The 25,962-nt window shown below is 67.4% G+C and carries 27 protein-coding genes; 7 read left to right on the forward strand and 20 right to left on the reverse strand.

What is annotated here, in order from left to right:
* The first annotated feature begins 244 nt into the window (after positions 1 to 244).
* Both AC3RCC_RS02485 and AC3RCC_RS02490 read left to right on the forward strand, forming a co-directional pair.
* Positions 245 to 481 (forward strand): DUF6455 family protein, encoded by a 237-nt coding sequence (locus tag AC3RCC_RS02485; protein WP_492258734.1) that lies wholly within the window; start codon positions 245 to 247, stop codon positions 479 to 481.
* A 359-nt stretch (positions 482 to 840) separates the two neighbouring features.
* A complete protein-coding gene (locus AC3RCC_RS02490) occupies positions 841 to 1,647 on the forward strand; it encodes a DUF72 domain-containing protein (protein ID WP_492257488.1) in 807 nt (268 codons plus the stop codon).
* A 6-nt stretch (positions 1,648 to 1,653) separates the two neighbouring features.
* Here the strand turns inward: AC3RCC_RS02490 and AC3RCC_RS02495 are convergent, their stop codons facing one another.
* The 6 genes from AC3RCC_RS02495 to htpX all read right to left on the reverse strand — a co-directional run bounded on the left by AC3RCC_RS02495 (position 1,654) and on the right by htpX (position 8,233).
* The gene (locus AC3RCC_RS02495; protein WP_492257489.1) at positions 1,654 to 2,157 is read right to left on the reverse strand and encodes a YbaK/EbsC family protein; all 504 of its coding nucleotides are present in this window, start codon (positions 2,155 to 2,157) and stop codon (positions 1,654 to 1,656) included.
* Positions 2,154 to 2,432 (reverse strand): hypothetical protein, encoded by a 279-nt coding sequence (locus AC3RCC_RS02500; RefSeq protein ID WP_291641477.1) that lies wholly within the window; start codon positions 2,430 to 2,432, stop codon positions 2,154 to 2,156. The genes AC3RCC_RS02495 and AC3RCC_RS02500 overlap by 4 nt, the downstream gene beginning before the upstream one ends.
* Positions 2,433 to 2,452: 20 nt before the next feature.
* Positions 2,453 to 4,045 carry a bifunctional phosphoribosylaminoimidazolecarboxamide formyltransferase/IMP cyclohydrolase gene (gene purH / locus AC3RCC_RS02505; RefSeq protein ID WP_492257490.1) on the reverse strand — a complete coding sequence of 531 codons (1,593 nt, stop codon included), beginning with the start codon at positions 4,043 to 4,045 and terminating at the stop codon, positions 2,453 to 2,455.
* A gap of 116 nt (positions 4,046 to 4,161) precedes the next feature.
* Positions 4,162 to 5,907, reverse strand: a complete 1,746-nt coding sequence (locus tag AC3RCC_RS02510; protein ID WP_492257491.1) for a heparinase II/III family protein — start codon at positions 5,905 to 5,907, stop codon at positions 4,162 to 4,164.
* A gap of 54 nt (positions 5,908 to 5,961) precedes the next feature.
* Positions 5,962 to 7,311, reverse strand: a complete 1,350-nt coding sequence (locus AC3RCC_RS02515) for an RsmB/NOP family class I SAM-dependent RNA methyltransferase (RefSeq protein WP_492257492.1) — start codon at positions 7,309 to 7,311, stop codon at positions 5,962 to 5,964.
* A gap of 1 nt (position 7,312) precedes the next feature.
* Positions 7,313 to 8,233 (reverse strand): zinc metalloprotease HtpX, encoded by a 921-nt coding sequence (htpX, locus tag AC3RCC_RS02520; protein WP_492257493.1) that lies wholly within the window; start codon positions 8,231 to 8,233, stop codon positions 7,313 to 7,315.
* A gap of 109 nt (positions 8,234 to 8,342) precedes the next feature.
* Here htpX and AC3RCC_RS02525 point away from each other — a divergent pair, with 109 nt between their 5' ends.
* Positions 8,343 to 8,564, forward strand: coding sequence for a DUF1674 domain-containing protein (locus AC3RCC_RS02525; RefSeq protein WP_291641487.1), 222 nt, complete (start codon positions 8,343 to 8,345; stop codon positions 8,562 to 8,564).
* A 29-nt stretch (positions 8,565 to 8,593) separates the two neighbouring features.
* Here the strand turns inward: AC3RCC_RS02525 and AC3RCC_RS02530 are convergent, their stop codons facing one another.
* On the reverse strand, positions 8,594 to 10,105 hold the full coding sequence (locus tag AC3RCC_RS02530; RefSeq protein ID WP_492257494.1) for a methyl-accepting chemotaxis protein: 1,512 nt from the start codon (positions 10,103 to 10,105) through the stop codon (positions 8,594 to 8,596).
* Positions 10,106 to 10,252: 147 nt separating this feature from the next.
* Here AC3RCC_RS02530 and AC3RCC_RS02535 point away from each other — a divergent pair, with 147 nt between their 5' ends.
* Positions 10,253 to 11,623: a class I SAM-dependent methyltransferase gene (locus tag AC3RCC_RS02535; protein ID WP_492257495.1), complete on the forward strand. Its 1,371-nt coding sequence runs from the start codon at positions 10,253 to 10,255 to the stop codon at positions 11,621 to 11,623.
* Between the two features lie 10 nt (positions 11,624 to 11,633).
* Here the strand turns inward: AC3RCC_RS02535 and AC3RCC_RS02540 are convergent, their stop codons facing one another.
* The 7 genes from AC3RCC_RS02540 to AC3RCC_RS02570 form a co-directional block, all read right to left on the reverse strand.
* Positions 11,634 to 11,864 carry a hypothetical protein gene (locus tag AC3RCC_RS02540; protein WP_291641493.1) on the reverse strand — a complete coding sequence of 77 codons (231 nt, stop codon included), beginning with the start codon at positions 11,862 to 11,864 and terminating at the stop codon, positions 11,634 to 11,636.
* Between the two features lie 10 nt (positions 11,865 to 11,874).
* A complete protein-coding gene (locus AC3RCC_RS02545; protein WP_492257496.1) occupies positions 11,875 to 12,006 on the reverse strand; it encodes a hypothetical protein in 132 nt (43 codons plus the stop codon).
* Positions 12,007 to 12,161: 155 nt separating this feature from the next.
* A complete protein-coding gene (locus AC3RCC_RS02550) occupies positions 12,162 to 12,479 on the reverse strand; it encodes a DUF2853 family protein (protein WP_291641498.1) in 318 nt (105 codons plus the stop codon).
* A gap of 155 nt (positions 12,480 to 12,634) precedes the next feature.
* Positions 12,635 to 13,165: a L,D-transpeptidase gene (locus tag AC3RCC_RS02555; protein WP_291641500.1), complete on the reverse strand. Its 531-nt coding sequence runs from the start codon at positions 13,163 to 13,165 to the stop codon at positions 12,635 to 12,637.
* 380 nt (positions 13,166 to 13,545) lie between these two features.
* Positions 13,546 to 13,992 carry an NfeD family protein gene (locus tag AC3RCC_RS02560; protein ID WP_291645870.1) on the reverse strand — a complete coding sequence of 149 codons (447 nt, stop codon included), beginning with the start codon at positions 13,990 to 13,992 and terminating at the stop codon, positions 13,546 to 13,548.
* Position 13,993: 1 nt separating this feature from the next.
* A complete protein-coding gene (locus AC3RCC_RS02565; protein WP_291641503.1) occupies positions 13,994 to 14,974 on the reverse strand; it encodes an SPFH domain-containing protein in 981 nt (326 codons plus the stop codon).
* A 74-nt stretch (positions 14,975 to 15,048) separates the two neighbouring features.
* A complete protein-coding gene (locus tag AC3RCC_RS02570; protein ID WP_492257497.1) occupies positions 15,049 to 15,570 on the reverse strand; it encodes a MarR family winged helix-turn-helix transcriptional regulator in 522 nt (173 codons plus the stop codon).
* A 45-nt stretch (positions 15,571 to 15,615) separates the two neighbouring features.
* On the opposite strand from AC3RCC_RS02570, the gene AC3RCC_RS02575 reads away from it, so the two are divergent.
* Entirely contained in the window at positions 15,616 to 16,515 is a 900-nt protein-coding gene (locus AC3RCC_RS02575; protein WP_291645873.1) for an alpha/beta hydrolase, read from the forward strand.
* 123 nt (positions 16,516 to 16,638) lie between these two features.
* Here the strand turns inward: AC3RCC_RS02575 and hemH are convergent, their stop codons facing one another.
* Entirely contained in the window at positions 16,639 to 17,700 is a 1,062-nt protein-coding gene (gene hemH, locus AC3RCC_RS02580) for a ferrochelatase (RefSeq protein WP_492257498.1), read from the reverse strand.
* A gap of 179 nt (positions 17,701 to 17,879) precedes the next feature.
* Here hemH and AC3RCC_RS02585 point away from each other — a divergent pair, with 179 nt between their 5' ends.
* Entirely contained in the window at positions 17,880 to 19,400 is a 1,521-nt protein-coding gene (locus AC3RCC_RS02585) for a bifunctional metallophosphatase/5'-nucleotidase (protein ID WP_492257499.1), read from the forward strand.
* A gap of 165 nt (positions 19,401 to 19,565) precedes the next feature.
* Entirely contained in the window at positions 19,566 to 20,270 is a 705-nt protein-coding gene (ung, locus tag AC3RCC_RS02590) for a uracil-DNA glycosylase (RefSeq protein ID WP_492258735.1), read from the forward strand.
* A 61-nt stretch (positions 20,271 to 20,331) separates the two neighbouring features.
* Here ung and AC3RCC_RS02595 read toward each other — a convergent pair whose 3' ends face one another.
* From AC3RCC_RS02595 to AC3RCC_RS02615, 5 genes are all read right to left on the reverse strand, one after another.
* Complete coding sequence (locus AC3RCC_RS02595; protein WP_492257500.1) at positions 20,332 to 21,564, reverse strand: phenylacetate--CoA ligase family protein; 1,233 nt, start codon at positions 21,562 to 21,564, stop codon at positions 20,332 to 20,334.
* Positions 21,565 to 21,592: 28 nt separating this feature from the next.
* The gene (locus AC3RCC_RS02600; protein ID WP_492257501.1) at positions 21,593 to 22,273 is read right to left on the reverse strand and encodes a zinc metallopeptidase; all 681 of its coding nucleotides are present in this window, start codon (positions 22,271 to 22,273) and stop codon (positions 21,593 to 21,595) included.
* A gap of 46 nt (positions 22,274 to 22,319) precedes the next feature.
* Entirely contained in the window at positions 22,320 to 23,165 is an 846-nt protein-coding gene (locus AC3RCC_RS02605) for an ABC transporter ATP-binding protein (protein WP_291635540.1), read from the reverse strand.
* Between the two features lie 160 nt (positions 23,166 to 23,325).
* On the reverse strand, positions 23,326 to 24,654 hold the full coding sequence (locus AC3RCC_RS02610; RefSeq protein WP_492257502.1) for an ABC transporter substrate-binding protein: 1,329 nt from the start codon (positions 24,652 to 24,654) through the stop codon (positions 23,326 to 23,328).
* 107 nt (positions 24,655 to 24,761) lie between these two features.
* A complete protein-coding gene (locus AC3RCC_RS02615) occupies positions 24,762 to 25,841 on the reverse strand; it encodes a branched-chain amino acid ABC transporter permease (RefSeq protein WP_291645879.1) in 1,080 nt (359 codons plus the stop codon).
* Positions 25,842 to 25,962: the final 121 nt, after the last annotated feature.

Here is a 25,962-nt window from a genome sequence, read left to right on the forward strand (position 1 = left end):
CTGATGGCGAGCGAATTCGATCTCGACCAAATTCACGGATGGGGTGAAACGCCAGCGTAAATTGTCAGGCTGGGGACGTCTCGTCCTTGTGCTGGGTCAAAGAATCCGGTGGTGGCTGCGCCTACCCTGCATCATCCCTCTTGCAAGGGAGCGCATCATGCATCCACGGCTACAAGGGCAGAAGGCGGCGCGGCGATGGCCCCGGTTCGAAAGGGTGCGGCGCCAGGCGGGCTTGTTTCGCGAGATGATCGAGAGGGCGGGCGTCGATCCCGGAGCGGCGGCCAAGGACGATTTCGGCGGCACTTTTGCCATGGCCGCCCGCCTTTGCCTGTCCTGCCCTCACGCCTGCGCGTGCCGCGACTGGCTCGATAGCGGTGCGCCCGGGCCGGCACCGGAGTTCTGCCGGAACGCCGCCTATCTGGCCCGGGTCCGTAGGCGGCCTGGGCCCGGAAGAGAAGGGATACTCGACGCGGACACCTGAGGGATGGCGGGCTCGTGGGTTTGACGCCCGCTCGCTATTACGAGCCTTAATCTTTGTCTTTCGCCTAGGAGCGAAAGTTTCATGTTGAGGGTTTGGAAACGACACGTAGCGTCAGCTCATCACCTCTAACGAATGTCGGCATCGGTGGTTGTGTGCCCCGCAACCAAATTCGGAAAACCCCGCAGGTTCGCCCTGCGGGGTTTTTCGCGTGCGCTGCTGACAGCCTTTGTCGGGACGATGCAGGAAACCGTGCGCGTTCAGGCGCCGCGGCTGCCATAATGGCCTTGCCATGATCGACGGATCGGCACGATCCGGACCAGAGCGAGCGCTTCGCTCGAGCCATCGCAAGGGAGATCGAGATGCCCGGCAAATCCAGCGGCAAGATCCGCATCGGCATTGGCGGCTGGGTGTTCGAGCCCTGGCGCGCCAGCTTCTATCCCGACGGCCTGCCGCAGAAGCGCGAGCTCGAATATGCCGGCAGCAAGCTGAGCTCGATCGAGGTCAATGGCACCTATTACGGCTCGCAGAAGCCGGAAAGCTTCGCCAAATGGCGGGCCGAGACGCCTGATGGTTTCGTCTTCGCGCTGAAGGGCTCACGCTTCTGCACCAATCGGCGCGTCCTGGCCGAGGCCGGGCCGTCAGTGGAGAAGTTCGTGACCTCGGGCATTGCGGAGCTGAAGGAAAAGCTCGGCCCGATCAACTGGCAGTTCATGGCGACGAAGGCCTTCGATCCCGCCGATTTCGAGGCCTTCCTCAAACTCCTGCCCAAGGAGGTCGACGGCATTGCCCTGCGCCATGCGGTCGAGGTCCGTCACCCGAGCTTCCGCTCGCCCGATTTCGTCGCCCTGCTCCGCGAATACGGTGTCGCCGTGATCAGCGCCGGCGATTCGGAGTATCCGGAGATCGCCGACGTCACCGCGCCTTTCGTCTACGCCCGCATCATGGGCACCAGCGAGGCCGAGCCGAAGGGCTATTCCGAGAAGCAGCTCGACCTCTGGGCCGAGCGTGCTCACGCCTGGTCCGAAGGCGGCATGCCCGCCGATCGCGAAGCGCTGGCGCCGGCGGCGGAAAGGCGTCCGCGCGACGTCTTTCTTTATGTGATCAGCGGCGCCAAGATCCGCAATCCGGCGGCGGCGATGGCGCTGATCGCCCGCAGCCCTGGCTGAGCGGCCTCAGGCCGGCTCGACGATGGCGTCCTCGGCGGGCAGGGTGGGTGCCTCCTGGCAGACATCGACCCATTCCGCGCCGGTCAGCGCGACCATTCGCTCGGGGCTGATCCGGACGGCGCTCTGGGTCGAGCCCGCGGCAGGCACGACCTCGTCGAAGGCCTTCAGCGAGACGTCGCAATAGACCTGCAGCGGGTTCAGCAAACCGAAGGGGCAGACGCCGCCGACCGGATGGCCGGTGATCGCTGCGACCTCCTCGAGGTCGAGCATGCGCGGCTTGGTGCCGAAGGCGGCTTTGGTCTTCCTGTTGTCGAGCCGGGCATCGCCGCGGGTGACGAGCAGGACGACGCGCTCGCCGAGCCGCAGCGACAATGTCTTGGCGATGCGGGCGGGCTCGACGCCGAAGGCCTCGGCGGCGAGCGCCACCGTGGCGCTGCTGCCCGAGGTTTCGAGGATCTCGATATCCGGGGCATGCTGCGCGAAGAAGGCGCGGACCGAAGCAAGGCTCACCGTGTTCTCCCGTCGAAGCGCCAGCAGATCAGGGCAGCGACCGCCGCCGGCACGCCGAAGACGAGGAGCAGGATCGGCGCCTCCTGCAGGAAGGTGTAGCCGGCGCTGTTGATGCCGACGATCAGGTTGATCACCGAGGCGACGAACCAGAGCGGGATGAACAGCCGCATCGCGAAGATGACGGGATGGCGCCCGCCGGTGTTCAGGCGCGGTGCCAGCACGAGCAGGAGGCCGAGCAGGGCGAAGCCGGCGGCGATGACCTTGACGGTGTGCATCCGGCTTCTCCCGTTTCGTCTCAGTGCCGGAAATGGCGGTGGCCGGTGAAGACCATGGCGAGGCCGGCTTCGTCGGCGGCCTTGATCACCTCGTCGTCACGCATCGAGCCGCCGGGCTGGATCACCGCCGTCGCTCCGGCCTCGGCCGCGGCGAGCAGGCCGTCGGCGAAGGGGAAGAAGGCGTCGGAGGCGACGACCGAACCCCTGGCCAGGCTCTCGGGCACGCCGGCCGCCTTGGCGGCCTCGCCGGCCTTCCAGGCGGCGATGCGCGAGGAGTCGACGCGGCTCATCTGGCCGGCGCCGACACCGACGGTGGCGAGGTTCTTGGCGTAGACGATGGCGTTCGACTTGACGTGCTTGGCGACGCGGAAGGCGAAGCGCAGATCGGCGAGCTCGGCCTCGCTCGGCTGGCGCCTGGTCACCACCTTGAGCTCCATGTCGTCGACCACCGCATTGTCGCGGGCCTGCGCCAGGAAGCCGCCGGCGACGGTGCGCAGGGCAAGGCCGGCCTTGCGGACATCCGGCAGGCCGCCGGTCAGGAGCAGGCGCAGATTCTTCTTGGCGGCGATGAGGGCGATCGCCTCCTCGTCGGCGTCTGGGGCGATGATCACCTCGGTGAAGATCTCGACGATCTTCTTCGCCGCCTGCGCGTCGAGCTTGCGGTTGAGCGCGACGATGCCGCCGAAGGCCGAGACGGGGTCGCAGGCGAGGGCGCGCTCATAGGCTTCGAGCAGCGAAGAGCCCTCGGCGACGCCGCAGGGATTGGCATGCTTGACGATGACGCAGGCCGCAGTGCGGGCCGGATCGAACTCGGCGACGCATTCGAAGGCGGCGTCGGTGTCGTTGATGTTGTTGTAGGAGAGCTGCTTGCCCTGGACCTGGCGCGCGGTGGCGACGCCCGGGCGCTGCTCCGGGGTGCGGTAGAAGGCGGCCCATTGATGCGGGTTCTCGCCATAGCGCATGGTCTCGGCGAGGGCACCGCCCAGCGCGCGGAAGGCCGGCGAGGTGTCGCCGAGCTCGCCGGCGAACCAGTTGGAGATCGCCGCATCATAGGCAGCGGTGCGGGCATAGGCCTTTTGCGCGAGCTTGCGGCGTAGCGTCAGCGTGGTCGCGCCCTTGTGAGCCTCGAGATCGGCGAGGACAGCGGCATAATCGCTGGGCTCGACGACGACGGCGACGTCCTGATGGTTCTTGGCGGCGGCGCGGATCATCGCGGGACCGCCGATGTCGATGTTCTCGATGCAGTCGTCATAGGGCTTGCCGGCCGCGACGGTCGCCTCGAACGGGTAGAGGTTCACCACCAAGAGGTCGATCGGCTTGATGCCATGGCCGAGCATCGAAGCCTGATGCTCGGGATGCGAGCGGATCGCGAGCAGCCCGCCATGGACCTTGGGGTGCAAGGTCTTGACGCGGCCATCCATCATCTCCGGGAAACCGGTGAGGTCGGAGACGTCGGTCACGGCGAGCCCGGCTTCGGCGATCGCCTTGGCGGTGCCGCCGGTCGAGACCAGCGCGATGCCCAGGCGCGAGAGCGCCCGTGCGAACTCGATCAGGCCGGTCTTGTCGGAGACGGAAAGCAGCGCGCGCTCGATGCGGCGAAGTTCATTCGGCATGAGGAAAAAGGTCCAAAAGTTGCGCGGCACACCGCAAAAAGTCTCGCGCGCCCTATCACGCCAGCGCCTCGCTGCAAAGCACAACCGAGGCAACCCGGCCCTGTCCTTATCGTCTCTCAGCCTTGCGGCGGCTGATCGACCGGGGCCGGCCCGCCTTCCGCTTCCGTATCGGTCCCGGGGGGAAGCCGTCCGGCGGTGCCAAGCTTCGCAAGGCGCCAGGAAATCCGCGGAGTCGTGGCGGCGTCGAACTCGATAATCAGTTGAGAGGTGCGCCGGCGGCCGTCGGCCGCGGCGAAAAAGACGCTTTCCTCCAATGTGACGGGCAGGCCCGAAGCCTCGAAGGCCCAGACCTCGCCGGAGGGCAGCGCCAGCAGCGCGCCCTGGCCCTCGCGGATCAGGCTCGGCTTGACGTTCGGGTGGAGGTGGAAGCGCGCGGCGGCGGGCAGACTCGCCATGGTCGGCGAGGGGCTGATCTCATCCTCGCCGAGCAACTGGTTGCCGCCCGGAGCAAGCACCAGGCGACGCGTATGGACGACGCCGAAGCTCCGCTTGTAGCCGTCATGGCTGGCGACCCATTCGACGCCCTGCTCGGTCTCCTGGCGGGCGGCACGGATCTCGGCGGGGCCGGCGGTGATCCGCCGCTCGCCGAGCACCAGCCCGAAGACGCAGCTGGAGCGGTCGTCGAGGGTCACGGTGGAATGTGCTGCCGTGGCGCGGGCGGCGAGCCGCAATTCCGGCGAGCCGTAGCGGCTGGCACCGCAATTCACGATGATGCGCTGCGCGGCGCTGGAGAATTCGAAGCTCAGGCAGCCGGCATGGGCCTCGACGGAGTTCGCGCCGCGAGGCGGCGGGCCGGCATCGACGATCACCGTGCCCGTGCCGGCAGCGAGCCGATCATAGCCGGCATAGGCGGCATGCTCGATCGGCCGGGCCCGGGCGTCGTCATAGGCGGCGAGGGTGGCCATCAGGTCGGGCGGGGTCGCGCCCATGCCGTTGAACAGGGCGAGCGCGCCGTCGCCATGCCGGAACAGCCGCAAATGCGGCATCATCCGGTCGATCGCCATGATGATGCTGCGGGGCGGCTCCAGGCCGCGCGCTGCAAAGGTCTCGCGCAGCGGCAAGAGGTCGAGCAGCAATTCGATGATGATGCGCGGATTGCGGCTGAGATGGCCACCATCGGGAAGGATCTGCCGTTCCAGCTCGTCCGACAATGCCGCTTCGAGGCGCCGCAGGCGGCGCTCCTGGCCGTCGAGGCTGATTGCCGCGAAGGAGACTGCGATCAGGCATTGCAGGCGCGCCACGCCTTCGACCGCGCCGGCCAGCGCCAGCTGCAGCCGGTCCGCGGTCTGGACGATCTGGCGGACGAAGCGCTCGTAGAAGACATGGTCGGCGCCCTCGAGCAGGAGCGGCGAATGCGAGAGGAAGGAGATCAGCCGCCGTGCCGCGACGGCCGGCCGGCGCGCGATCTCGCCGCGATCATGCCGGTTGCCGATGAATTCTTCGACCAAAGCGCGGGCATTGGCGCGGGCGATCGCGGTGTCGGCGGCGCGCAGATGCCGAAGCCAGGAGAAGCCGAGCAGCGCCTCCGCCCAGGCCGGTGTCGGCGGCTCGATCTCGAAAGGCGATTCGCCGTGGCTGTTCACCGTTCGGCCGGCGAAGGCGAAATAGCCGGAATAGATGTCGCTCGCCGTGGTCGGGTCGGCGGTGCGCAGGTCGTGCGGCGCAAAGAGCAGGCGGTTCGCCTTCATGCGTCTGAACGGCCAGAGTGCGCGGACGGCTCCGACGATCTGCCCGCGCGTGCGCTTTGCCGCGCGGGCGGTCGCCGCGCGTGCCAGGCCTCCCCGCTCAGACCAGCTCTTCAATGCCGCTGTCCGTTCCGCCCTTTCGCCACGCGCCATGTGACGAATCCGGCAAAGTCATAGCCTGATCAGGCGACATGCGTAAAATCCCGCCCATCCCGAAAGCCGCGGCGTTTCGCCGGCAAGCTGGTGCGGGAGCGTCCTCAGCTCGCCGAGAGGGGTCAGGGCCTCGGCGATCCCGCCGATTTCCGCCGCCGCGATCGGCTGCCGGGCAAAACCGGGCTGGCGTTCGAGGAAGGCTGCGATCTGCGCCTCGCCTTCCTCCGGCTCGAGCGAACAGGTGCAGTAGATCAGGCGGCCGCCGGGGCGTGTCAGCTTCGCGGCCTGGTCGAGCAGGCGTGCCTGAAGGGCGGTGAGCTTGGCGATGTCCTCGGGGCGCTTGGTCCAGGCGACGTCGGGATGGCGGCGGATCGTGCCGGTGGCGCTGCAGGGTGCATCGAGCAGCACGGCGTCAAACGGCTCCGCCTCATAGCGGGCGGCATCGGCGGTGACGATCTGCGCTTTCTGGCCGAGCCGCTCCAGATTTGCGGCCAGGCGGCGCAGGCGCGGGCCGGAGCGGTCGACCGCCGTGACATCGGCGCCGGCGGCCACGAGCTGTGCCGTCTTGCCGCCGGGAGCGGCGCAGAGATCGGCGACACGCTCGCCGGGTTTGGCCGCCAGCAGCAGGGCCGGCAGGGCGGCGGCGGCGTCCTGGACCCACCATTCGCCCTCGGCGAAACCGGGCAGGGAGGTGACGCTCTCCCGGCCTCGCAGCCGGACCGAGCCGGTCGGCAGCACGATGCCGTCGAGCTTTTCGGCCCAGCCGGCGGCGTCGGCTTTGACGGTCAGGTCGAGCGGCGGCTCTTGCGCATGGGCCAGGGCGATGGCGCTGGCGGTCTCGGCGCCGTAATGGCGGATCCAGCTCTCGCCCAGCCATTCCGGCGCATCGATCAGGGGATCGAGTTCGGCGAGGATGGTGTCGCGCTCCCGCGCCAGGCGGCGCAGCAGGGCATTGCCGAGCGAGACATAGCGTGACGAGCGCGCATCCTCGTGGAGATGGCGGATGGCGAGGTCGACGGCGGCATGGTCGGGAACGTCGAGAAAGAGCAATTGTGCCGCCGCGGCGACCATGATCGGCTCGAATGGTCCGGCATTGCGCGGGCTGCCGCGCTCGAGCCTTGCAGCGATGATGTGGCGGATCGCGCCGAGGCGGCGGAAGGCGACCGTGGCGATGGCGCGGGCGAGACCGGCATCGGCCGGCTCCAGCTTCGCCATTGCAGCCATGCGTTCATAGGTCTCGTCGAGGGCGGTCCCGGCGCGCAGGACCTCGTCGATCAGTTCCGCTGCCAGCCGGCGCGCGGCGAGCCCGGGGGCATCGTCACGCGGCTTTGCTTCGGGCGAGGGCGCGGCGGTTTCGGAGCGTGCCATCTCAGCCCCAAGGCCCAGGTTCGCGGCCGCTGCCGAAAGGACTTTGCGCCGCGCCGCGCAGGAAGCCGCCGGCCTGGCCGGAAAGGCCCATGGCGCGCGCCTGCTCCATCAGCGCGGCGATGCGATTGCCGGTGTCGGGGTGGGTTGAGAACAGGGAATCCATGCCGCGTCCGCTCAGCGGGTTGATGATGAACATATGCGCCGTAGCAGGCTTCTGTTCCGCCGTCTCGTTGGGAATATGGGCGACCCCGCCGGCGATCTTGGCGAGCGCGTCGGCGAGCGCGGCCGGATTGCCGCAAATCTCGCCGCCGAGGCGGTCGGCCTCGTATTCGCGCGAGCGCGAGATCGCCATCTGGATGATCGTCGCCGCCAGCGGCGCCAGCACCATGACGAGCATCTGGACGATGAAGTTCGGACGCTGGTCGCGCGAGCCGAAGAACATGCCGAAGCTGGCGATGGTCGAGATCGCGCCGGCCATGGTCGCGGTGATCGTCATGGTCAGCGTGTCGTGATTTTTGATATGGGCCAGCTCGTGCGCCATCACGCCGGCAAGCTCGTCATAGCTGAGCGTGCGCAGGATGCCCGTCGTGGCGGCGACCGCGGCGTTTTGCGGATTGCGGCCGGTCGCGAAGGCGTTGGGCTGGTCCTCGTGGATGATGTAGACGCGCGGCATCGGCATGCTGGCTCGTGCCGCGAGGTCGCGCACCATGCCGTAGAGCTCCGGCGCGCGGCGCTCGTCGACTTCCTCGGCATTATGGGCGGCGAGCGCGAGCTTGTCCGAGTTCCAATAGCTGAACAGGTTGGTCGCGACCGCGATGCCGAGCGCGATCATCATGCCGCCGGCGCCGGCCAGCAGATAGCCGACCGCGCCGAACAACGCGGTCAAGGCCGCCATCAGCATGCCGGTACGGACGTAGTTCATCGCTTTTCCTCGCGGGTTCGAGCCTTTGTGCCGGTCTGGCCTCGCCTGGCGCCGCATTCATCCCTATGTGGTGAAGGCGAGGCGTATTCTGCAAGAGAATGGTGCGAGTATGGGCGCGAAAGCGGAGAGCGACGAGGCTGTCGAGCAGCCGGCCGCCAGGACATTGTCGCCGGCGGCGCAACGCGCCCTCGCCGAGGCGGCGGCCCGGCGGGCCGCCCTCGATGCCAAGGCGGCGCAACTCGGGCGTGACAAGGAGATCGCCGGGCGTGGCGGTCTCGAGCCGGTGCGCTATGACGACTGGGAAGTGAAGGGCATCGCCAGCGACTTCTGAGCGCGCCGGCGAGGCTTGGTCAAAGGCCTTCAGGCGGCGCGCCGGTCAGCTGCGGGCTTCGCAGCTGTGCTGTCCGTCGTCCGGAAGGCGCTCATCAACAGGTTGAGCCTTTCGATCTGCTCGAGCAGGGTCCGGGCGGAAGCCGCGCTCTGCTCGGCCAGGGCGGCGTTGCTCTGGGTCATCTCGTCCATATGGCTGACGGTACGGGCCATCTCGTCGATGCCATTGGCCTGCTCGCCGGCCGCCGCCGCGATTTCGCCGACGGTCGAGGAGACCTGCGTCGAGGCATTGACGATCTTCTCCAGCGTCTCGCCGGCCTGACGCACCAGGCGCACGCCCTCGACGACCTCGGCGTCGGACGAGCCGATCAAGGCGGTGATGTCCTTGGCGGCGCCGGCCGAGCGCTGCGCCAGCGCGCGCACCTCGGCCGCGACGACAGCGAAGCCGCGTCCGGCATCGCCGGCGCGGGCGGCCTCGACGGCGGCGTTCAGAGCCAGGAGGTTGGTCTGGAAGGCGATGCCGTCGATGACGCTGGTGATCTCGGAGATCTTCTTCGAGGCTTCTTCGATCCGCTCCATCGCCTTGATCGCGTCTCTGACGATCTCGCCGCCGGTGCGGGCGACGTTGGAGGCATTGTCGGCCAGAACGAGGGATTCGCGCGAGGACTGGGCGGAACTCTTGACGGAGGCGTTGAGCTGCTCGGTGGTGGCCGCCGTCTGCTGCAGGGCGGCAGCCTGCTGCTCGGTGCGCGAGGAGAGATCGTCCGCGCCCGAATTGATTTCCTGCGAGGATGCCGCGATCGCGATCGAGCTCGCCTTGATGGTCGCGACCATCTCGCCGAGCCGGCTCATGGCGTGGTCGAAATGCTCGCGGATGCTGGCATATTCCTCCGGCATGTCGTCGGGCACGCGGTGGCTGAGGTCACCCTCGGCGAGCGCGGCCATGGCGGCGCCGACATAGCCGATCGCCTTGTCGCGCAGGCGGGTCTTGGCCTCGTCCCGGGCACGGGCCTCGGCCTCGGCTTTCATCCGGGCTTGCTCGGAGGCCTGCACATAGACGGAAATGGCATAGTCCATGTCGAGCATGGCGGCCTTGAGGATGGCACCGATCTCGGCGCCGCGCTCGGCCGCGCCGGGAATCCTGCCGCCGAAGCGGCTTTTCGGCCAGCGCTCCTCCAGCACCTTGCCGATGATCTGCTCGAGCAGCAGGGCATAGCCGCCGATGTACCAGCGCGGCTCCAGCCCGATGCGGGCATGGACCTCGCCGATGGTGGTGACGGAGCGGACATAGTCCTGATCCTGGCGGCCGCTGGCGATGGCCCGCCAGTGATCGAGCTGCCGGCTCTTGGCCTTGTCGGCCTGGCCAGCCGATTTGAAGAAGGCGCTCGCCTCGGGGAAGCGGGCGATCTGATCATAGAAGGCGTCGAGCGCCGCGGGCAGAGCGGCACGAACCACATCCTCGACATCGGCCATATGCGCGCGCGTCTCGGCGTCGAACTTCAGGAAATCAAGACGACGGCTGAGATGGTCGGCTGACGACATCATGGGCTCCAGAATCGGTCGGCGCGGTGGCGCCACGTCGTCTTTGGATCAGCGCAGGTTAATGATTGTGCAGGTTCGCGGGCGCCGATGCTGCGGTGCATGGCGCTGTTGCGCCGCGTGCATGCCAGTGCATTGCCGGGCGCATGCGTGAACGCGGTTGCAATGGCCGGCGTCCTGCGGCCTAAAGGCCGCAAGGTCAACGAGCAAGGTATCGGCATGGGTGGCGACGTCGAACGTATCGAGGCACTCCGGCGGCTTCTGTCCGAGGCCCATGCGAAGCTCGGGCTGAAACTCGGCTTCTCGCTATGGGATGGCTCGCGCGTGCCGGCCGACTGGCCGCAGGACGGGCTGATGATCGCGATCCGCGATTCCGGCGTCGTCGCGGCGCTGTTGCGCAAGCCGAAGCTCGACACCTTGCTGCATCTGCATATCGCCGACCGGATCGCGATCGAGAACGGCTCGATCTTCGACCTCGCCGCGGCGCGGCCGGAGGGCAAGGTCGGGCGCCTGGCGCGCGGCATTTCGAAGGCGGCGGTCTTCGACCTGGTCCGGCGCTTCATCTTCGCGCCGGGCAAGGCTTCGGCGGCGGTGACGCATCGCAAGGGCGACGAGATCGCCCGTGATGGCGACCCAGCCACCAACAAGGCCAATGTCGCCTATCACTACGATGTCTCGAACGCATTCTACCGGCTCTTCCTCGATGAGGAGATGGTCTATACCTGCGCCTACTTCGCCGAGGATCACGGCGATATCGCCCGCGCGCAGCGCGACAAGCTCGACATGATCTGCCGCAAGCTGCGGCTGAAGCCCGGCGACAAGCTGCTCGATATCGGCTGCGGCTGGGGCGCCCTGATCTGCCACGCCGCTCAGCATTACGGGGTCGAGGCGCATGGGGTGACGCTGGCCGAGGAGCAGCTGAAGTTTGCGCGCGAGAAGGTCGAGCGGCTCGGGCTGCAGGACCGGGTCACGCTGCATCTCAAGGATTTCACCCAGATGGAGGGCGTCTTCGACAAGATCTCCTCGATCGGCATGTTCGAGCAGGTCGGCATCCGCAACCACACGACCTATTTCCAGGCGGTGAACCGGCTGCTGCGGCCGCGGGGGCTCTATCTGCACCACACTATTTCGCGCCGCGCGAAGAATACCGACAAGGCCTTCAACAAGATGCCGGCCGAATACCGCGCCCTGGTGCGCTATATCTTCCCGGGCGGGGAGCTCGACCATTTGGGCATGTCGATCGCCAATCTTGAGCGCAACGGCTTCGAGGTCCATGATGTCGAGGGCTGGCGCGAGCACTACCAGCGCACGACGCGGCTGTGGTGGGAGAGGCTGAACGCCCGCAAGGCCGAGGCCGAGGCCGAGATCGGCGCCGAGCGGACGCGGATGTGGCTGCTCTATCTCGCCGGTTGCTCGCTCGCCTTCGAGCGCGGCGGCGCGCTGGTCAACCAGACCTTGGTTTCCAAGCGCCGCAAGGGCCCGTCCGGCCTGCCGCTGTCGCGCGAGGATCTTTATCGCTGAGCGCGCGGGCTCAGGACAGCCGCGGCGGCAGCAGCTCGAGCGGGCGGGTCGCCAGCGTCACCCCGCCGGGTTCGCGGCCGGCACTGAAGCGGGCATAGTGCAGGGCGGCGTCGAGGCTGGCGAAATAGCCGCCGCCGCGCCCATGTGTCTCGACGGCGATCCAGAAGCCCTCGCGATCGCGCCCGACCTCGAAATGCGGGCAGCCGGGCCGGGAGGCGACGGAGGTTTGCGGGGCCGGCATGGCGGCACCTTCAGAAGAAGCCGATGGTGACGGCGAGCGCGAGACCGGCGCCGAAGACGATGACGGCGATGAGCGCGGCTTCGAGGCCGGCGAGAATGGCCGGGGTGTTGCTGGCGACGGCGGTGCGGGAAAGCGAGAACATGGCGAAATCCCCCGACGCGGCGATGCGTCATGCCGGGGGCTTGGCGGGATCAGCCGCGGTTTCGCCTGCGGGGATGGAAAAGGGCGGGTGGCGGACGATAAAAAAGGCGCCTCCCCTTCGGAAAGCGCCTTGCGGCCAGGCCGCGAAACCGGTTCCTACTTCTTCACGAAGGCATCGAGCTTTCCGTAATGCTCGGCGAGAAGATAGTAGAAGGTCAGGCGCGATTTGGTCTTGTCGGCCTTCATGTGCTCACAGACCGCCTTGATCGAGGCGTCGAGATCGCCGCCATTCAGGCCGAGCTTCTTCTTCAGGAAGTTCTCGCGGACGCGCTCCAGTTCGGCCGGGTCGGAACAGGCGACATAGCGCGTATCCGGCTTGCTCATGACCAGTGCATAGGACTTCGACATTCCGGCGAAGGCCGCTTCGTTGACAGCCTTTTTGGCGAATTTCTTGACGTCGGCGAGATGATCCATCGGTAGCCCCTCTGAGACACTGCGGTTCGAAGTTGAGCAAGACTGGCGTCGCGCGCGGCGAACGATATCCGGCTTTCTTCCCGCAGGCGAGGGGGGCGGGCGAATCCGATGCGACTTTACGGCAGGAGGGGCTTCCTGCCGTAAAGCCGGCCGTCTCAGGGCATGACGACGACCGGGGCGCCCATGCGGACCCGGGCGTAGAGGTCGATCACATCCCGGTTGTGCATGCGAAAGCAGCCATAGGATGCGGCGGTGCCGACCGAGCGCGGATTATTGGTGCCGTGGATGGCATATTCGCCGCCCGGGCCGAGGCCGATGACGCGGGCGCCCATCGGGTTGTTGGGGGCGCCGCTCGGGATGATGTCGGGAATCGACGGATTGTCGCGCTTGACCGAGGCCGGCGGGCTCCAGGAAGGCTCGATTGCGAGCTCCTCGATGTATTTCACGCCGCGCCATTGCTTGCCGGCCTTGCCGACGGCGATGGTGTAGCGCAGCGCCTGGCCGGGCGCGGCGATGAAGTAGAGCTTCCGTTCCGCGGTGCGGATGACGATCGTGCCCGGCTGGTAGCGATGGTCGGGAAATTCCACGACCTCGCGCGCCTGAACCGGGCGCAGCGCCAGCAGCATCAGCAGCAGCGAGAAACCCGCCGCGAGAATAAAATCGATCGGCCCTTGCCGGCGGGTCATGTCCTTCACCTCCTGCGCGGCAGCTGCCGCCTCGCAGGCGATTTGACGAAGGCTCGGGTGAATCGCCGGTTCAGCAAGATGGTGAACGGTCGATTCAGAATGAATCACGCCTGAATCCGTTCGGACTCAGGCAAGGACGCTACCGGCGGCCAAGGCTGCGATCAGCAGTGTCAGGGCGGCGGCGAGCAAGAAGTCGATCGGCCCGTGCGGGATGCTCATGACGTGTCGCTCCGGCTTGTCGCGGGCCCGAGGGCGCGCGACACGGTGCCGTCATGCCAGCACCGGCCATGCCGGTCCATGGCAGGGACGCGCAAGGCTCAATGGCGGGTTAAGCCCATCCGTCGCATTCGGCGCAAGCAGACGGGATCAGCAGCGGCGGCTCAGGCCTTCTCGACGATCAGCGTCGCGCCCTCGACCCTGACGACGCGGACCTCGGAGCCGGCGAGCAGTTCCGGGCCGGTGACGCGCCAGGAGGAATCCCCGACGCGGACGCGCCCCTCGCCGCCGGTCATGGTCGCCTCGAGCTTGAAGACCCGGCCGATCAGTTGCCGACCGCGATCGTTGAGACCATGGGCGGCATCGGGCTCCTCGTCCTTGCGCCTTGTCGCGATGCGACCGACGAGAACACTGACGATGGCGAGGGCGGCGAAGACGAGCCAGGCCCCCTGCCAGGCGATGCCGGTCAGGCCGACCACGGCGCCGGTGACGAGGGCGGCGAGGCCGAGCCAGAGCAGGAAGACACCCGGCGCCAGCGTCTCGCCGCCGATCAGGACGAGACCGAGCGCGATCCAGGCCCAGCCGCCGAAGGAGGCGAACCAGTCGAGCATATCAGGCTCCGGGGCTGCGGCCGGCGGCCGGCACCGAGCCGGTGCGGCGGCTCTCGATCGCCTCCTCGCCGAACACCGCCTTGGTGAGCTGGGCGATGCCGCCGACCGTGCCGGCGAGCGCGGCGGCCTCGATGGGAACGATCACCAGCTTGCTGTTGCTGGCGCTGGCCATCGCCTTGAGGGCGTCGGTATAGCGCTCGGCGATCAGGAAGTTGGCCGCCTGGATGTCGCCGCGGCTGATCGCCTCGCTGACCATGGCGGTGGCGTTTGCCTCGGCCTGGGCGAGACGCTCGCGCGCCTCGGCGTCGCGCAGGGCGGCCTCCTTGCGGCCCTCGGCGGCGAGGATCTGCGACTGCTTCTGGCCTTCGGCCTTGAGGATCTCGGCCTGGCGCAGGCCCTCGGCCTCGAGCACGGCGGCGCGCTTCTCGCGTTCGGCCTTCATCTGGCGGTTCATCGCGCCGGCGATGTCGGCCGGCGGCAGGATGTCGCGGATCTCGATGCGTGTGACCTTGACGCCCCAGGGCGAGGCGGCGGCGTCCATGACGCGCAGCAGCCGCTCGTTGATCTCGTCGCGATGCGAGAGCAGCTGATCGAGGTCCATCGAGCCGACGACGGTGCGGATATTGGTCATGGTCAGCACCATCAGCGCATCGTCCAGGCTGGCGACCTCATAGCGGGCCTTGGCCGCGTCGAGCACCTGGAAGAAGGCGGCGGCGTCGATGCGCACGCCGGCATTGTCCTTGGTGATCGCCTCCTGGCTGGGAATGTCGAGCACCTGCTCCATGACGTTCACCTTGTGGCCGACCCGGTCGATATAGGGCACGATCAGGCCGAGGCCGGCGCCGAGCGTGCGCGAATAGCGGCCGAAACGCTCGACGGTGTAGTTGTAGCCTTGCGGTACCGTGCGCACGCCGAGCGCGATGGTCAGGATGACCAGCGCCACCAGCGCGACGACGACGATGTCGAACCCGTACGGACCCATGAAACCAGTCTCCAATCCAGCCAGTGCCCATCAAGCTGATGATTGCGAAGCTTTGATGCAAGCTCGCGTCGGGATCAGCCCTCCAGCGCCTTGACGACGCGCCACATCGTCTCACCGATGGCGTTGCATTCCTCCTCGCTGAGGACGCCCATCATCGCCTCGATCCGGGCGGTGTGGATCGCCAGGGCCTTGCGGGTGAGCGCCTCGCCCTCCGGCGTCAGCCAGAGCCGGCGGACGCGCTTGTCGGCCTCGTCATTGCGGCGCTCGATCAGGTTCCGGCGTTCGAGCTCCGGCAGCAGCATGCTCATGGCGCTGCGGCCGACGAGCAGCTTCTCGGCCAATGCCTGCTGGGTCAGTCCCGGGGTACGGAAGACATTGGCGAGCACGTCGTAATGGGCGAGCTGGATGCCGAGCGGCACCAGCGCCTCGGAAAACACCTTCTTCCAGAGCTGGTGCATGCGCGCGACGGCGAGCCAGTTCTTGAAGCGCGGCAGATCCCAGGGCAGCCCGGTCCCGCCGGTGCCTCCAGGTTCTCTTGCCGGCTCACCTGCCGGCTCACCTGCCGGTGCGGAAATCGGCTCTTGCATTTTGTTCATGGCTGAACATAGTAGTTCAAGACTGAACAAACAGGGTTCCCGATCATGCCCAGCGCAGCCCTTCGCGTCATTCGTCCTCTCGTCCGCATCGGCAGCTTCATCGCGCCCCGCACGGCCGGGCGCGCCGCCTTCAAGCTCTTTTGTACCCCGCCGCGCCGCCCCGCTTCCGAGAGCCGCTCCGGCAAGGCGATCGCGGCCGCCCGCGCCCGACTCGCGCCGGCGATCAGGCAGGCGGTATCCTACCCGTGCGGGACGGTCAGCACCTATCTGTTCGAACCGGAGCCTCGCTTGCAAGACGGCGATGCTCCGGCGCCGACGGTGATCCTGCTGCATGGCTGGAACAGCGAGGCGGCGTTCATGACCGCTTTCGTCGAGCCGCTGCTCGCCGCAGGCTTCAGGGTCGTCGCCTTCGACATGCCGGCCCATGGCGCCTCGACCGGGGCCGAGCTCAACATCCCGCTCGGTGTCGCCGCGCTCGCCGCGGTCGCCCGGGTATTCGCCCCGGTCCATGCGATCGTGACGCATTCCTTCGGCGGTGCGATCGCGCTCGCGGCCCTGGCGGGCAGCGTGCCGGGCCAGCCGCCGGTCGCGGCGCGCCGGCTCGCTCTGGTCGCGGCGCCATCCTCGATCGCGCTGATCACGCGTAATTTCGGCGCGACGATCGGGCTCGGCCGGCGCGGCCAGGCGGCGCTGGAGCAGCGCATCCACAGCGTCGCCGGTAACCCGGTCGAGGTTTTCGAGGGCCGCGCGCAACTGGCCGGGATCGGCCTGCCGACCCTGGTGATCCACGACCGGCAGGATCGCGAGCTCGATTTCCACCATGCCGAGGCGCTGGCGGCGGCTGGCCCGTTCGTGACGTTGCAGGAGACGGGCGGGCTCGGCCACCGCCGCATCCTGCAGGCGAAGCCGGTGGTCGAAAGCGTAACGCGCTTCGTGGTGGGCTGAACGATGCGCCTCGGCGCTTCCCGTCATCCCGGGCGACCAAGGGTCGGCCCGGGATCCATCGGAGGGCACTGCGCTTCGCTCCGGCCGGAATGACCGGCAAAGAGGGAAGGGCGTCAGGATGCCTCAGACCCAGCCCATCAGCTCCCGGCGGACCAGCGCCTCGATCACGTCGATGCCTTCGGCGGAATCGTTGAGGCAGGGCAGATAGGCGAATTTCTCGCCGCCATTGTGCAGGAAGATCTCGCGGTTCTCGCCGTCGAGTTCTTCCAGCGTCTCCAGGCAGTCGGCCGAGAAGCCGGGCGCGACGATGGCCAGCGACTTGGTGCCGCCCTGCGCCAGAGCCTTCACCGTTTCGTCCGTATAGGGCTGCAGCCATTCCTCCGGCCCGAAGCGCGACTGGAAGGTCAGCCTGAAGCGCTCGGGCGAAAGGCCGAGCGCCTCGCCCAGCAGCCGCGAGGTCTTGACGCACTGGCAGTAATAGGGGTCGCCCTTGAGCAGGTTCTCCTTCGGCATGCCGTGCAGCGAGCAGAGGATGATTTCGGGCTCGAAGTCGAGCTTGGCGAGCGAAGCCCGCATCGAGGCGGCGAGCGCGCCGATATAGGCGGGGTCGTCGTGATAGGCCGGCACGGTGCGCACCGCTGGCTGCCAGCGCATCTCCATCAGCGCCCGGAAGGCATGGTCGCAGGCGGTCGCGGTGGTCGGGGCGGCGTATTGCGGATAGAGCGGCACGAACAGGATGCGGTCGCAGCCCTCGTTCTGGAGATGCTGGATCCGGCTCTTCACGTCGGGAAAGCCGTAGCGCATCGCCCAGTCGAAGACGATGCGGTCGCCGGCGAAGCCCTTCAGGCGCTGCGCCAGCTGCTCGGTCTGCGAGCGGGTGATGGTCTTGAGCGGGCCCTCGTCGCGCTCCTTGTTCCAGATCGTGGCGTAGTCCTTGCCCTTCCGGCCCGGCCGCGTCGACAGAATGATCAGGTTGAGGATCGGCCACCATTTCCAGCGCGGCTCCTCGATCACCCGTCGGTCCGAGAGGAACTCCTTGAGATAGGCCCGCATCGGCCAATAGCCCGTGCCTTCGGGCGTGCCGAGATTCATCAACAGCACGCCGATCCGGCCGGAGCGGATTTGCGGATGGTCCGCCGGCAGCGCGATGGCGGCTTCGGCGTTGGTTTCGATGCGCTTGTCCATGGCCTGTGATTTAGACGAGTTCCGGCTTTCGTCCAGTCGGCAGACCGGTTTCGCCGGCGGGGTGCGACACTGCGGAAGCTGTTTTGACGGCAATCACACTTTTGCCGTGTGCGGCATCTCGCCAATCCAGCACGGCTCTTGCTAGTCTGGAAAAAATCAAAATCCAGAGGGGTTGGCCGATGACCAAGATGACCCGTCGCCGCGCGCTCAGCGTGCTCGCCGCTCCCGCCGCCATGGCGGCGACCGCTCCGGTGGCGAAGGCACAGGCGCCCGCTCCGAGCTTCACCCTGCTGCTCGTCAACGACATCTACAAAATGAGCGACGACAAGGGCCGCGGCGGCTTCGCCCGCGCCTCCGGCATCGCCAAGGCGGAGCGGGCACGCGGCGTGCCGGTGCTATTCTGCCATGCCGGCGATTGCTACTCGCCCTCTCTGATGTCGGGTTTCGACCAGGGCGCGCATATCGTCGCCATGCAGAACAAGATGGGGCTCGACGTCTTCGTGCCCGGCAATCACGAATTCGACTTCGGCAAGGAGAATTATCTCAAGCTCACCGCCGCCCAGACCTATCCGACCTTCGCCGCCAATCTGCGCGACGCGGCGGGCAATCTCCTGCCCGGACACAAGGATTCAGCCATCTTCGAGCTCGGTGGCTTCAAGGTCGGCGTCATCGGCACGACCTATGATCCGACGCCGCAGCTCTCCAATCCCGGCGACCTGAAATTCTCCTCGACCATGGAGGCGCTGCGGCGCGAAGCGCGGGCGCTGAAGGCGCAAGGCGCCGACATCCTGGTCGGCGTCGTCCATGCCGACCGCGCCACGGACCTGCAGATCGTGCGCTCGCGCGTCGTCGACATCCTGCTGACCGGCCACGACCATGATCTCGCCATCGCCTATGACGGCAAGGTGGTGATGGTCGAGTCGAACGAGGAGGGCAATTACGTCACCGCGATCGACATCGCCGCCAAGGCGAGCGGCGAGGGCGCCAATCGCCGGGTCGAGTGGACGCCGACCTTCCGGGTCAACGACAGCCGCGCCGCGACGCCCGATCCCGAGGTCGCCGCCATCGTCAAGGGCTATGAGGCCGAGCTCTCCAAGGAGCTCGACATCGAGATCGCGACGCTGGCCGCGCCACTCGATTCCCGCACCGCCATGATCCGTACCCAGGAGACCGCGATCGGCAATCTGATCGCCGATGCGATCCGCAGCGCGACCGGCGCGCAGCTCGCCATCAGCAATGCCGGCGGCATCCGTGCCAACAAGCAGTATCCGGCCGGCCACAAGCTGACCCGGCGCGACGTCCTGAGCGAACTGCCCTTCGGCAATGCCACCGTGATGGTCCAGATCACCGGCAAGGACGTGCAAGATGCGATCGAGAACGGGTTGCGCGATGCGCCGCAGGGCGCCGGCCGCTTCCCGGTGATCTCGGGAATGAAGTTCGAAGCCGATCTGAAGCAGCCGCAGGGCTCGCGCGTCATCGTGGTGACGGTGGACGACAAGCCGATCGACCCTGCCGGCAGGTACACGGTGGCCTCGAACAACTTCCTGCTCGATGGCGGCGACGGCTATGTCGCGCTCGGCCGTGGCAAGACGCTGATCGGCCTGACCGACGGCAAGCTGATGGCCAATGAGGTGATGGTCTATGTCCGCCGGCTCGGCACGGTCGACGCCAAGATCGAAGGCCGGGCGGTGTTGAAATAGGCGGCGGTACCAAGTCGTCGGACATAGAGCCGGATCGTCATTCCGGCGGCAGTGAAGCGGATAGCCGGAATCCATTATAGGGAACGACGCTCTATGATGGCTTCCGAAGCTGCTCCGCGCCGCAGCTTGTCCGGAATGACGGTGAATGATCCGATCGCTATGACATTGACGATGCCGACCTTCGATGCAGCGCTCGCCGCCTTTCTCGCTTCGCCCGCCTCGGCTCCCTGGCGCGATCTTTCCGTCTTTCGCGACGGGACGGTGGCGCAGGCCTGCGCTGCCGTCGATGCCGAACGTGCCGCCGGCGAGATCGTCGCGCCGGCACCGGAACGCTTTCTGGCCGCGCTCGCCCTGACTCCGCTCGACCGGATTCGCGCCGTGATCCTCGGCCAGGACCCCTATCCGACGCCGGGCCATGCCAATGGGCTCGCCTTCTCCTATGTCGGCCCGCCGCCGCTGCCGCGCTCGCTCGTCAACATCTACCGGGAGCGGGCCGAGGACCTGAATCTCGCCGCGCCGTCCGGCGGTGATCTCTCATCCTGGGCGCGTCAGGGCGTGCTCCTGCTCAATACGGCGCTGACGGTGCGCGAGGGCGCCAGCAAGGCCGGCTCGCATCTCTCCCTCGGCTGGGGCGCGGTGACCGATGCGGTCATCGCCTCGGTCTCGGCCGCCCGGCCGCATGTCGTCTTCCTGCTCTGGGGCGCGCCGGCGCAGGCCAAGCGCCGCCTGATCGACGAGAGCCGCCATCTCGTCATCGCCAGTCCCCATCCCTCGCCGCTTTCGGCGCGGCGCGGCTTCTTCGGCTCGAAGCCGTTTTCGCGCGCGAATAAATGGCTGGGAGAGAAGGGGGAGCAGCCGGTCGCATGGTAGGCGCGGGATCCCCTCTCCTTCCAGGAGAGGGTTCCCCACGCTTTTTCCGACGATGACGAGTTTATCCCACCGGCCGCTCGTCGGCGATGACCTTGCCGTCATTGGGCAGGGCGCCGAGCGGCAGGACCTCGACGGTGCCTTTCAGCTTCGTGACCTGCTGCAGGGTCGAGGAGACCGCGTCGATGAAACCCTTAGGCTCGGCATAGATCTCGGCCTTGAGCGTCATCGTGTCGACCTCGCCGGCGCGGCCGACGACGAGGCGGAGCTTGGCGATCTCGGCATGACGACGCGCGATCTCGGCGACCTGCTCGGGGCGGACGAACATGCCCTTGACCTTGGCGGTCTGGTCGGCCCGGCCCATCCAGCCCTTGATGCGGGCATTGCTCCGGCCGCTGGCGCTCGCACCCGGCAGGATTGCGGTGAGATCGCCGACGGCGAGCCGGATCTGCGGGTGGTGCGGGTCGAGATTGGTGACGACGATCTCGCCGACCTCGCCTTCCGCCACCGGGTCGCCGGTGCCCGGCCGGACGATCTCGACGATCAGGTTCTCGTTCAGGACCATGCCGTCGCGGGCCGCGGTCTCATAGGCGATCAGGCCGAGATCGGCAGTGGCGTAGAGCTGGTAGGCGTCGATGCCGCGCCCCCGCACCCAGTCCTGCAGCGAGGGCGGGAAGGCGGCGCCCGAGACCACGGCGCGCCTGATGCAGGAGATGTCGGCGCCGCGCGCATCGGCGGCCTCGATCAGGATCTTCAGGAAATCGGGCGTGCCGAGATAGGCGCTCGGCTTGTAGGCCGAGATCACTTCGAGCTGCTGCTCGGTATTGCCGGGGCCGGCCGGGATCACGGCGCAGCCGATTGCGCGGGCGGCGGAGTCCATGATGAAGCCGCCGGGGGTCAGGTGGTAGCCGAAGGTGTTGAGGACGATGTCGCCCTTGCGGAAGCCGGCGGCGAAGAGGCCGCGCGCGGTGCCCCAGGGGTCGATGCCGGTGCTCTCCGGCTCGAAGATCGGGCCGGGCGAGGTGAAGAGCCGGCCGAAGGAGCCGAGCGGGGCGCTGGTGAAGCCACCGAAAGGCGGCGCCGCCCGCTGGAGTTCCGGCAGGTCGGCCTTGCGCAGCACTGGCAGGCGCGCGAGGGCGGCGCGGTCGCCAATGCTGGCGGGGTCGAACTCGCCGAGATGGGCGCGATAGCCCGGTGTCGCCAGCGCCGCCGCGAGCACGGCGGGCAGCCGGGAGAACAGGGCGGCCTCGCGCGCCGGCGGCGATCGCGTTTCGAGATCGTCGTAATGCTCGCTCATCGCTCGGGTCCTCGGGGAATGGTGTCGGTCATCGGATGAAGCGCAGGAGGCGCAGGAAATTCAGCAGCCCGACCAGCGCGCCCGCGACATAGGTCAGCGCCGCCGCCCGCAGCACGCCGCGCGCCGCCGGCACGTCGCCGGGGTGGAGATAGCCGTCATTGGTCAGGATCGGCAGCGCCTTGCCGAAGCTGGCGTCGAATTCGAGCGGCAGCGTCACCAGATGCACGACGAGGCCGATGCCGAGCAGCGCGATGGCAAAGCCGAATTGCATCAGGGCGATTGACGGCACGCGGGTCAGGATCGCGACCAGCGGGGCGGTGACCAGTACGACCATCGCGACCTTGTCGACCAGGCCGAGCAGACGCGCGAGCCCGGTGCGGGCGCCGAACAGCGTGCTGCCCTGCGCGTGTTGTATGGCATGGCCGACCTCATGGGCTGCGACCGCCACAGCGGTGATCGAGCGCCCATCATGATTGTTCGGCGAGAGCCGCACTGCGCGTGCATCGGGGTCGTAATGGTCGCCGGCGGCGGTGGTCTCGACCGCGACCGTGCCGAGCTGGAACCGGTCGAGCAGATGGCGGGCGAGCTCGCCGCCGGTTCCCGGCAGATCGGGCCGCGCTCCCGCATGTTTCTCCATTTCGTGCCGGACCCAGAATTGCGGGCCGAAGATCAGCGCGAGGAGCAGGAGAACGATGACGAGATAGAGCATGGGTCTGGTCCTGGACCCCTCCTGCGGCGGATTCGCGACGGCGCTCTCAGGACAGCCAGCGCTTGCGGCGCTTGTAGCTCTTGACCTCGCGGAAGGACTTCTTGTTGCCCTCGGCGACGCCGAGATAGAATTCCTTGACGTCCTCGTTCTCGCGCAGCATCTGCGCCTCGCCGTCCATGACGACGCGGCCGGTCTCCATGATGTAGCCATAGGTGGCGTAGCGCAGCGCCATGTTGGTGTTCTGCTCGGCGACGAGGAAGGAGACGCCGTCCTCGGCATTGAGCCGACGCACGATCTCGAAGATCTCCTCGACGATCTGCGGCGCCAGCCCCATGGACGGCTCGTCGAGCAGGATCATCTTCGGCTTCGACATCATGGCGCGGCCGACCGCGCACATCTGCTGCTCGCCGCCGGAAGTGTAGCCGGCCTGCGAGTTGCGGCGCTGCTTCAGACGAGGGAAGAGTTCGTAGATCTTCTCGAGGTCGCGCTTGATCGCGGCATTGCCGTCGCGCCGGGTGAAGGCGCCGGTCAGGAGGTTCTCCTCGATCGAGAGATGGCCGAAGCAGTGCCTTCCTTCCATGACCTGGATGCAGCCCCGCCTGACCAGCTCGTTCGGCGACATCCTGTCGACGCGCTCGCCGTCGAAGACGATCGAGCCCTTGGTGACCTCGCCGCGCTCGGCCTTGAGCAGGTTGGAGATCGCCTTGAGCGTCGTGGTCTTGCCGGCGCCGTTGGCGCCGAGGATCGCGACGATGCCCTTGCGCGGCACGGTCAGCGAGACGCCCTTCAGCACCAGCACGACATGGTCGTAGATGACCTCGATGTTGTTCAGCGACAGGATCGTGTCCGTCGCGGTCACCGGGGCGGGCTGTTCGAGGGTGGCGGTGGACATCGTGCGCTCCTTCCCTTCTCCCCTCGGGGAAGAAGGTAGTCCGGCGTGAGCCGGGTCGGATGAGGGAAGGACGGATGAGGGCGGGTGCAAGACCTCCCTCATCCGTCTGCTTCGCAGACACCTTCTCCCCCGGAGGGGAGAAGGATTCGCGCTCGTCAGATCAGGACGACTTCTCGCAGGACTCGGTGCGCTTGGGCCAATTGCCGGCCTTCTCGACATAGTCCTTGGCGGCGGCCTCGATCAGCGGCCGGACCTCTTCCTTCATCGGCTCGATCCAGTCGCCCTTGCGGGTCCATTTGGCGCCGTCCCATTCGGCGACATAGGCCTTGTGGTGGCCGGAATGGTCGGTGCAGCTGACCTTCACCGGGGAGGCGAAGCCGGCCATGCCGATCTCCTTGAGCCGGGCCTCGTCGATATTGAGGTTTTCCAGGCCGCGGCGCATGTCCTCCGGCGTGATCACCTTCTTGCCGGTCAGCTTCTGGGCGGTGCGGATCGCCTCGACGACCAGCATCGAGTTGTAGACGCCGCGATTATAGAGGTTCTCGCCGACCTTCTCCTTCGGCGTGGTGCTCTTGCCCTTCTCGACCACGTGCTTGAGGATGTCCTGGATCACCGGGAAATCCTGGCCGGCCGCGTTGAAGTTCAGCGACCTGTAGCCCTTGGCCTCGGCGCCGCCGGCCCGGGCGTCGTCATCGCCGCCGGCCCACCAGACGCCGACCAGCTTGTTGATCGGGAAGTTGTTCTTGATCGCCTCCTTGACCGCGGTCGGGTTCATCGCGCCCCAGCCCTGGTTGTAGAGGAAATCGGGCCGGTCACGCCGGATCGAGAGCCAGAGCGAGCCCTGGTTCTGCATGTCGGCGGCGGCGACCGGATAGAGCTTGAGCTCGAAGCCGTATTTCTTGGCGAGGCTCTCGAGCACCGGGATCGGCTCCTTGCCGAAGGGCGCGTCGAGATGGATCAGGCCGAGCTTCTTGCCCTTGAGCTTGTCCATGCCGCCGAGCTCGGCCGCCATGTGCTTCACCATCACCGAGGCGCCGTCCCAATAGGTCAGCGGCGGGATGAAGACCCAGGGGAAGCTCGTGCCGTCGGCCGAGGCCGAGAGGCCGTAGGCCATCGAGAGGATCGGCAGCTTGTCGACATGGGCGCGCGGGATCGCGGCGAGCGTCGCGCCGGTCGACCACGGGCTGTAGACGATCGTCTTCGACTTCACCTGCTCGTAGCACTCGATCGACTTCTTGGTGTCGTAGCCGGTCTCGCACTCCTCGTAGACGATCTTGACGCCGTTCACGCCGCCGTCGCGCTCGTTGATCATGGAGATGTAGTCGCGCATGCCGTCGCCGATCGGGATGCCGGAGCCCGAGAACGGCCCGGTGCGGTAGGCGTTGTTGGAGAAGTAGATCGTATCCTGCGCCGAAGCAGGCGCGGCGACTGCACCCGCCGCCAGGAGCGCGCCGAGCGCGACGCCCTTGATCATGCTGCTCTTCTTCATCTGCTTCCTCCGTGGGTTTCGGTCGGGTGCGGCCGGGGCCGTTCCGCCTTCTGGTGCCCGCGGCTTGGGTTTTGCCGCGGGTCGTGTTGTTGGGTCTCCGCCCCGGCTCAGTAGGGGAAAGGCCAGGTCCGCAATTTCTGCTTGCCGATCTGCCAGAGGCGGGCGAGGCCGTGCGGCTCGACGATCAGGAAGACGATGATCAGCGCGCCGACCAGCATGAAGGTGACGTGCTCGGCCGTGGCGCCGGTCAGCGGCACGCCCAGCGCCGGCAGCCCGAACTTCAGCGCGGTCGGCAGGATCGAGAGGAAGGCCGCGCCCAGAAAGGAGCCGATCAGCGAGCCCAGGCCCCCGATGATGACCATGAACAGGATGTTGAAGGAGAGGCGGATGTTGAACACGTCGGCGGCCTCGGCCGTGCCGTACCAGAAGAAGATCATCATCGCCCCGGCGACGCCGGCATAGAAGGAGGAGACGGCGAAGGCGAGCAGCTTGGCGTTGAGCAGCTTGATGCCCATCAGCTCGGCGGCGATGTCCATGTCGCGTACCGCCATCCAGGAGCGGCCGATCTTGCCGTGGACGAGGTTCGAGGCGAACCAGGTGAGGATGACGACGAGCCCGAGGCAGACGAAATAGCGCGTCTCCGGCGAGGCCGTGGCTCCCGTCACCGGCAGGCCGAAGAGCAGACGCTGCGGCACCTCGATCGCGCCCGAGGCGTTGTAGTTGAACAGCCAGGGCACGCGCACGAAGGCCCATTGCAGGAAGAACTGCGCGGCCAGCGTCGCGACGGCGAGGTAGAAGCCCTTGATGCGCAAAGAGGGCAGGCCGAAGAACACGCCGACCGCCGCCGAGAACAGTCCCGAGACCAGGATGAGCACGATGATGTTCACGCCCGGGAAGATCGTGGTCAGCTTGTAGCAGGAATAGGCGCCGACCCCCATGAAGGCGGCGGTGCCGAGCGAGATCAGCCCGGTATAGCCGGTGAGGATGTTGAGCCCGATCGCCGCCAGCGAGAACACCAGAAACGGGATCATCACCGAGGAGATGAAGAAGTCGTCGCCCAGCATTGGGATCGCGACGAAGGCGATGCCCAGGATCACGGCGATGCCGATCCGGTCCTGCCGGATCGGGAACACCGCCATGTCGGCGGAATAGGTCGATTTGAACTGGCCGGCTTCGCGGTAGAACACGGGCTCACCTCGTCATTCCGGGGCGGCGCTGAGCGCCGAGCCCGGAAACCATGAACATTGTCGCTTGCGAAGAGGTCGCGCCCTTACCGGCGCCACCTGCGGTTATGGCTTCCGGGCTCGA

The sequence above is a fragment of the Allobosea sp. GW823-FHT01F03 genome (assembly GCF_058798075.1).

Coding starts and splice junctions, on each gene's coding strand:
- AC3RCC_RS02485 (WP_492258734.1), top strand. CDS start 245: ATGATCGAGAGGGCGGGCGTCGATCCCGGAGCGGCGGCCAAGGACGAT.
- AC3RCC_RS02490 (WP_492257488.1), top strand. CDS start 841: ATGCCCGGCAAATCCAGCGGCAAGATCCGCATCGGCATTGGCGGCTGG.
- AC3RCC_RS02500 (WP_291641477.1), bottom strand. CDS start 2,432: ATGCACACCGTCAAGGTCATCGCCGCCGGCTTCGCCCTGCTCGGCCTC.
- purH (WP_492257490.1), bottom strand. CDS start 4,045: ATGCCGAATGAACTTCGCCGCATCGAGCGCGCGCTGCTTTCCGTCTCC.
- AC3RCC_RS02515 (WP_492257492.1), bottom strand. CDS start 7,311: ATGGCACGCTCCGAAACCGCCGCGCCCTCGCCCGAAGCAAAGCCGCGT.
- htpX (WP_492257493.1), bottom strand. CDS start 8,233: ATGAACTACGTCCGTACCGGCATGCTGATGGCGGCCTTGACCGCGTTG.
- AC3RCC_RS02525 (WP_291641487.1), top strand. CDS start 8,343: ATGGGCGCGAAAGCGGAGAGCGACGAGGCTGTCGAGCAGCCGGCCGCC.
- AC3RCC_RS02530 (WP_492257494.1), bottom strand. CDS start 10,105: ATGTCGTCAGCCGACCATCTCAGCCGTCGTCTTGATTTCCTGAAGTTC.
- AC3RCC_RS02540 (WP_291641493.1), bottom strand. CDS start 11,864: ATGCCGGCCCCGCAAACCTCCGTCGCCTCCCGGCCCGGCTGCCCGCAT.
- AC3RCC_RS02545 (WP_492257496.1), bottom strand. CDS start 12,006: ATGTTCTCGCTTTCCCGCACCGCCGTCGCCAGCAACACCCCGGCCATT.
- AC3RCC_RS02550 (WP_291641498.1), bottom strand. CDS start 12,479: ATGGATCATCTCGCCGACGTCAAGAAATTCGCCAAAAAGGCTGTCAAC.
- AC3RCC_RS02555 (WP_291641500.1), bottom strand. CDS start 13,165: ATGACCCGCCGGCAAGGGCCGATCGATTTTATTCTCGCGGCGGGTTTC.
- AC3RCC_RS02560 (WP_291645870.1), bottom strand. CDS start 13,992: ATGCTCGACTGGTTCGCCTCCTTCGGCGGCTGGGCCTGGATCGCGCTC.
- AC3RCC_RS02565 (WP_291641503.1), bottom strand. CDS start 14,974: ATGGGTCCGTACGGGTTCGACATCGTCGTCGTCGCGCTGGTGGCGCTG.
- AC3RCC_RS02570 (WP_492257497.1), bottom strand. CDS start 15,570: ATGAACAAAATGCAAGAGCCGATTTCCGCACCGGCAGGTGAGCCGGCA.
- AC3RCC_RS02575 (WP_291645873.1), top strand. CDS start 15,616: ATGCCCAGCGCAGCCCTTCGCGTCATTCGTCCTCTCGTCCGCATCGGC.
- hemH (WP_492257498.1), bottom strand. CDS start 17,700: ATGGACAAGCGCATCGAAACCAACGCCGAAGCCGCCATCGCGCTGCCG.
- AC3RCC_RS02585 (WP_492257499.1), top strand. CDS start 17,880: ATGACCAAGATGACCCGTCGCCGCGCGCTCAGCGTGCTCGCCGCTCCC.
- AC3RCC_RS02595 (WP_492257500.1), bottom strand. CDS start 21,564: ATGAGCGAGCATTACGACGATCTCGAAACGCGATCGCCGCCGGCGCGC.
- AC3RCC_RS02600 (WP_492257501.1), bottom strand. CDS start 22,273: ATGCTCTATCTCGTCATCGTTCTCCTGCTCCTCGCGCTGATCTTCGGC.
- AC3RCC_RS02605 (WP_291635540.1), bottom strand. CDS start 23,165: ATGTCCACCGCCACCCTCGAACAGCCCGCCCCGGTGACCGCGACGGAC.
- AC3RCC_RS02610 (WP_492257502.1), bottom strand. CDS start 24,654: ATGAAGAAGAGCAGCATGATCAAGGGCGTCGCGCTCGGCGCGCTCCTG.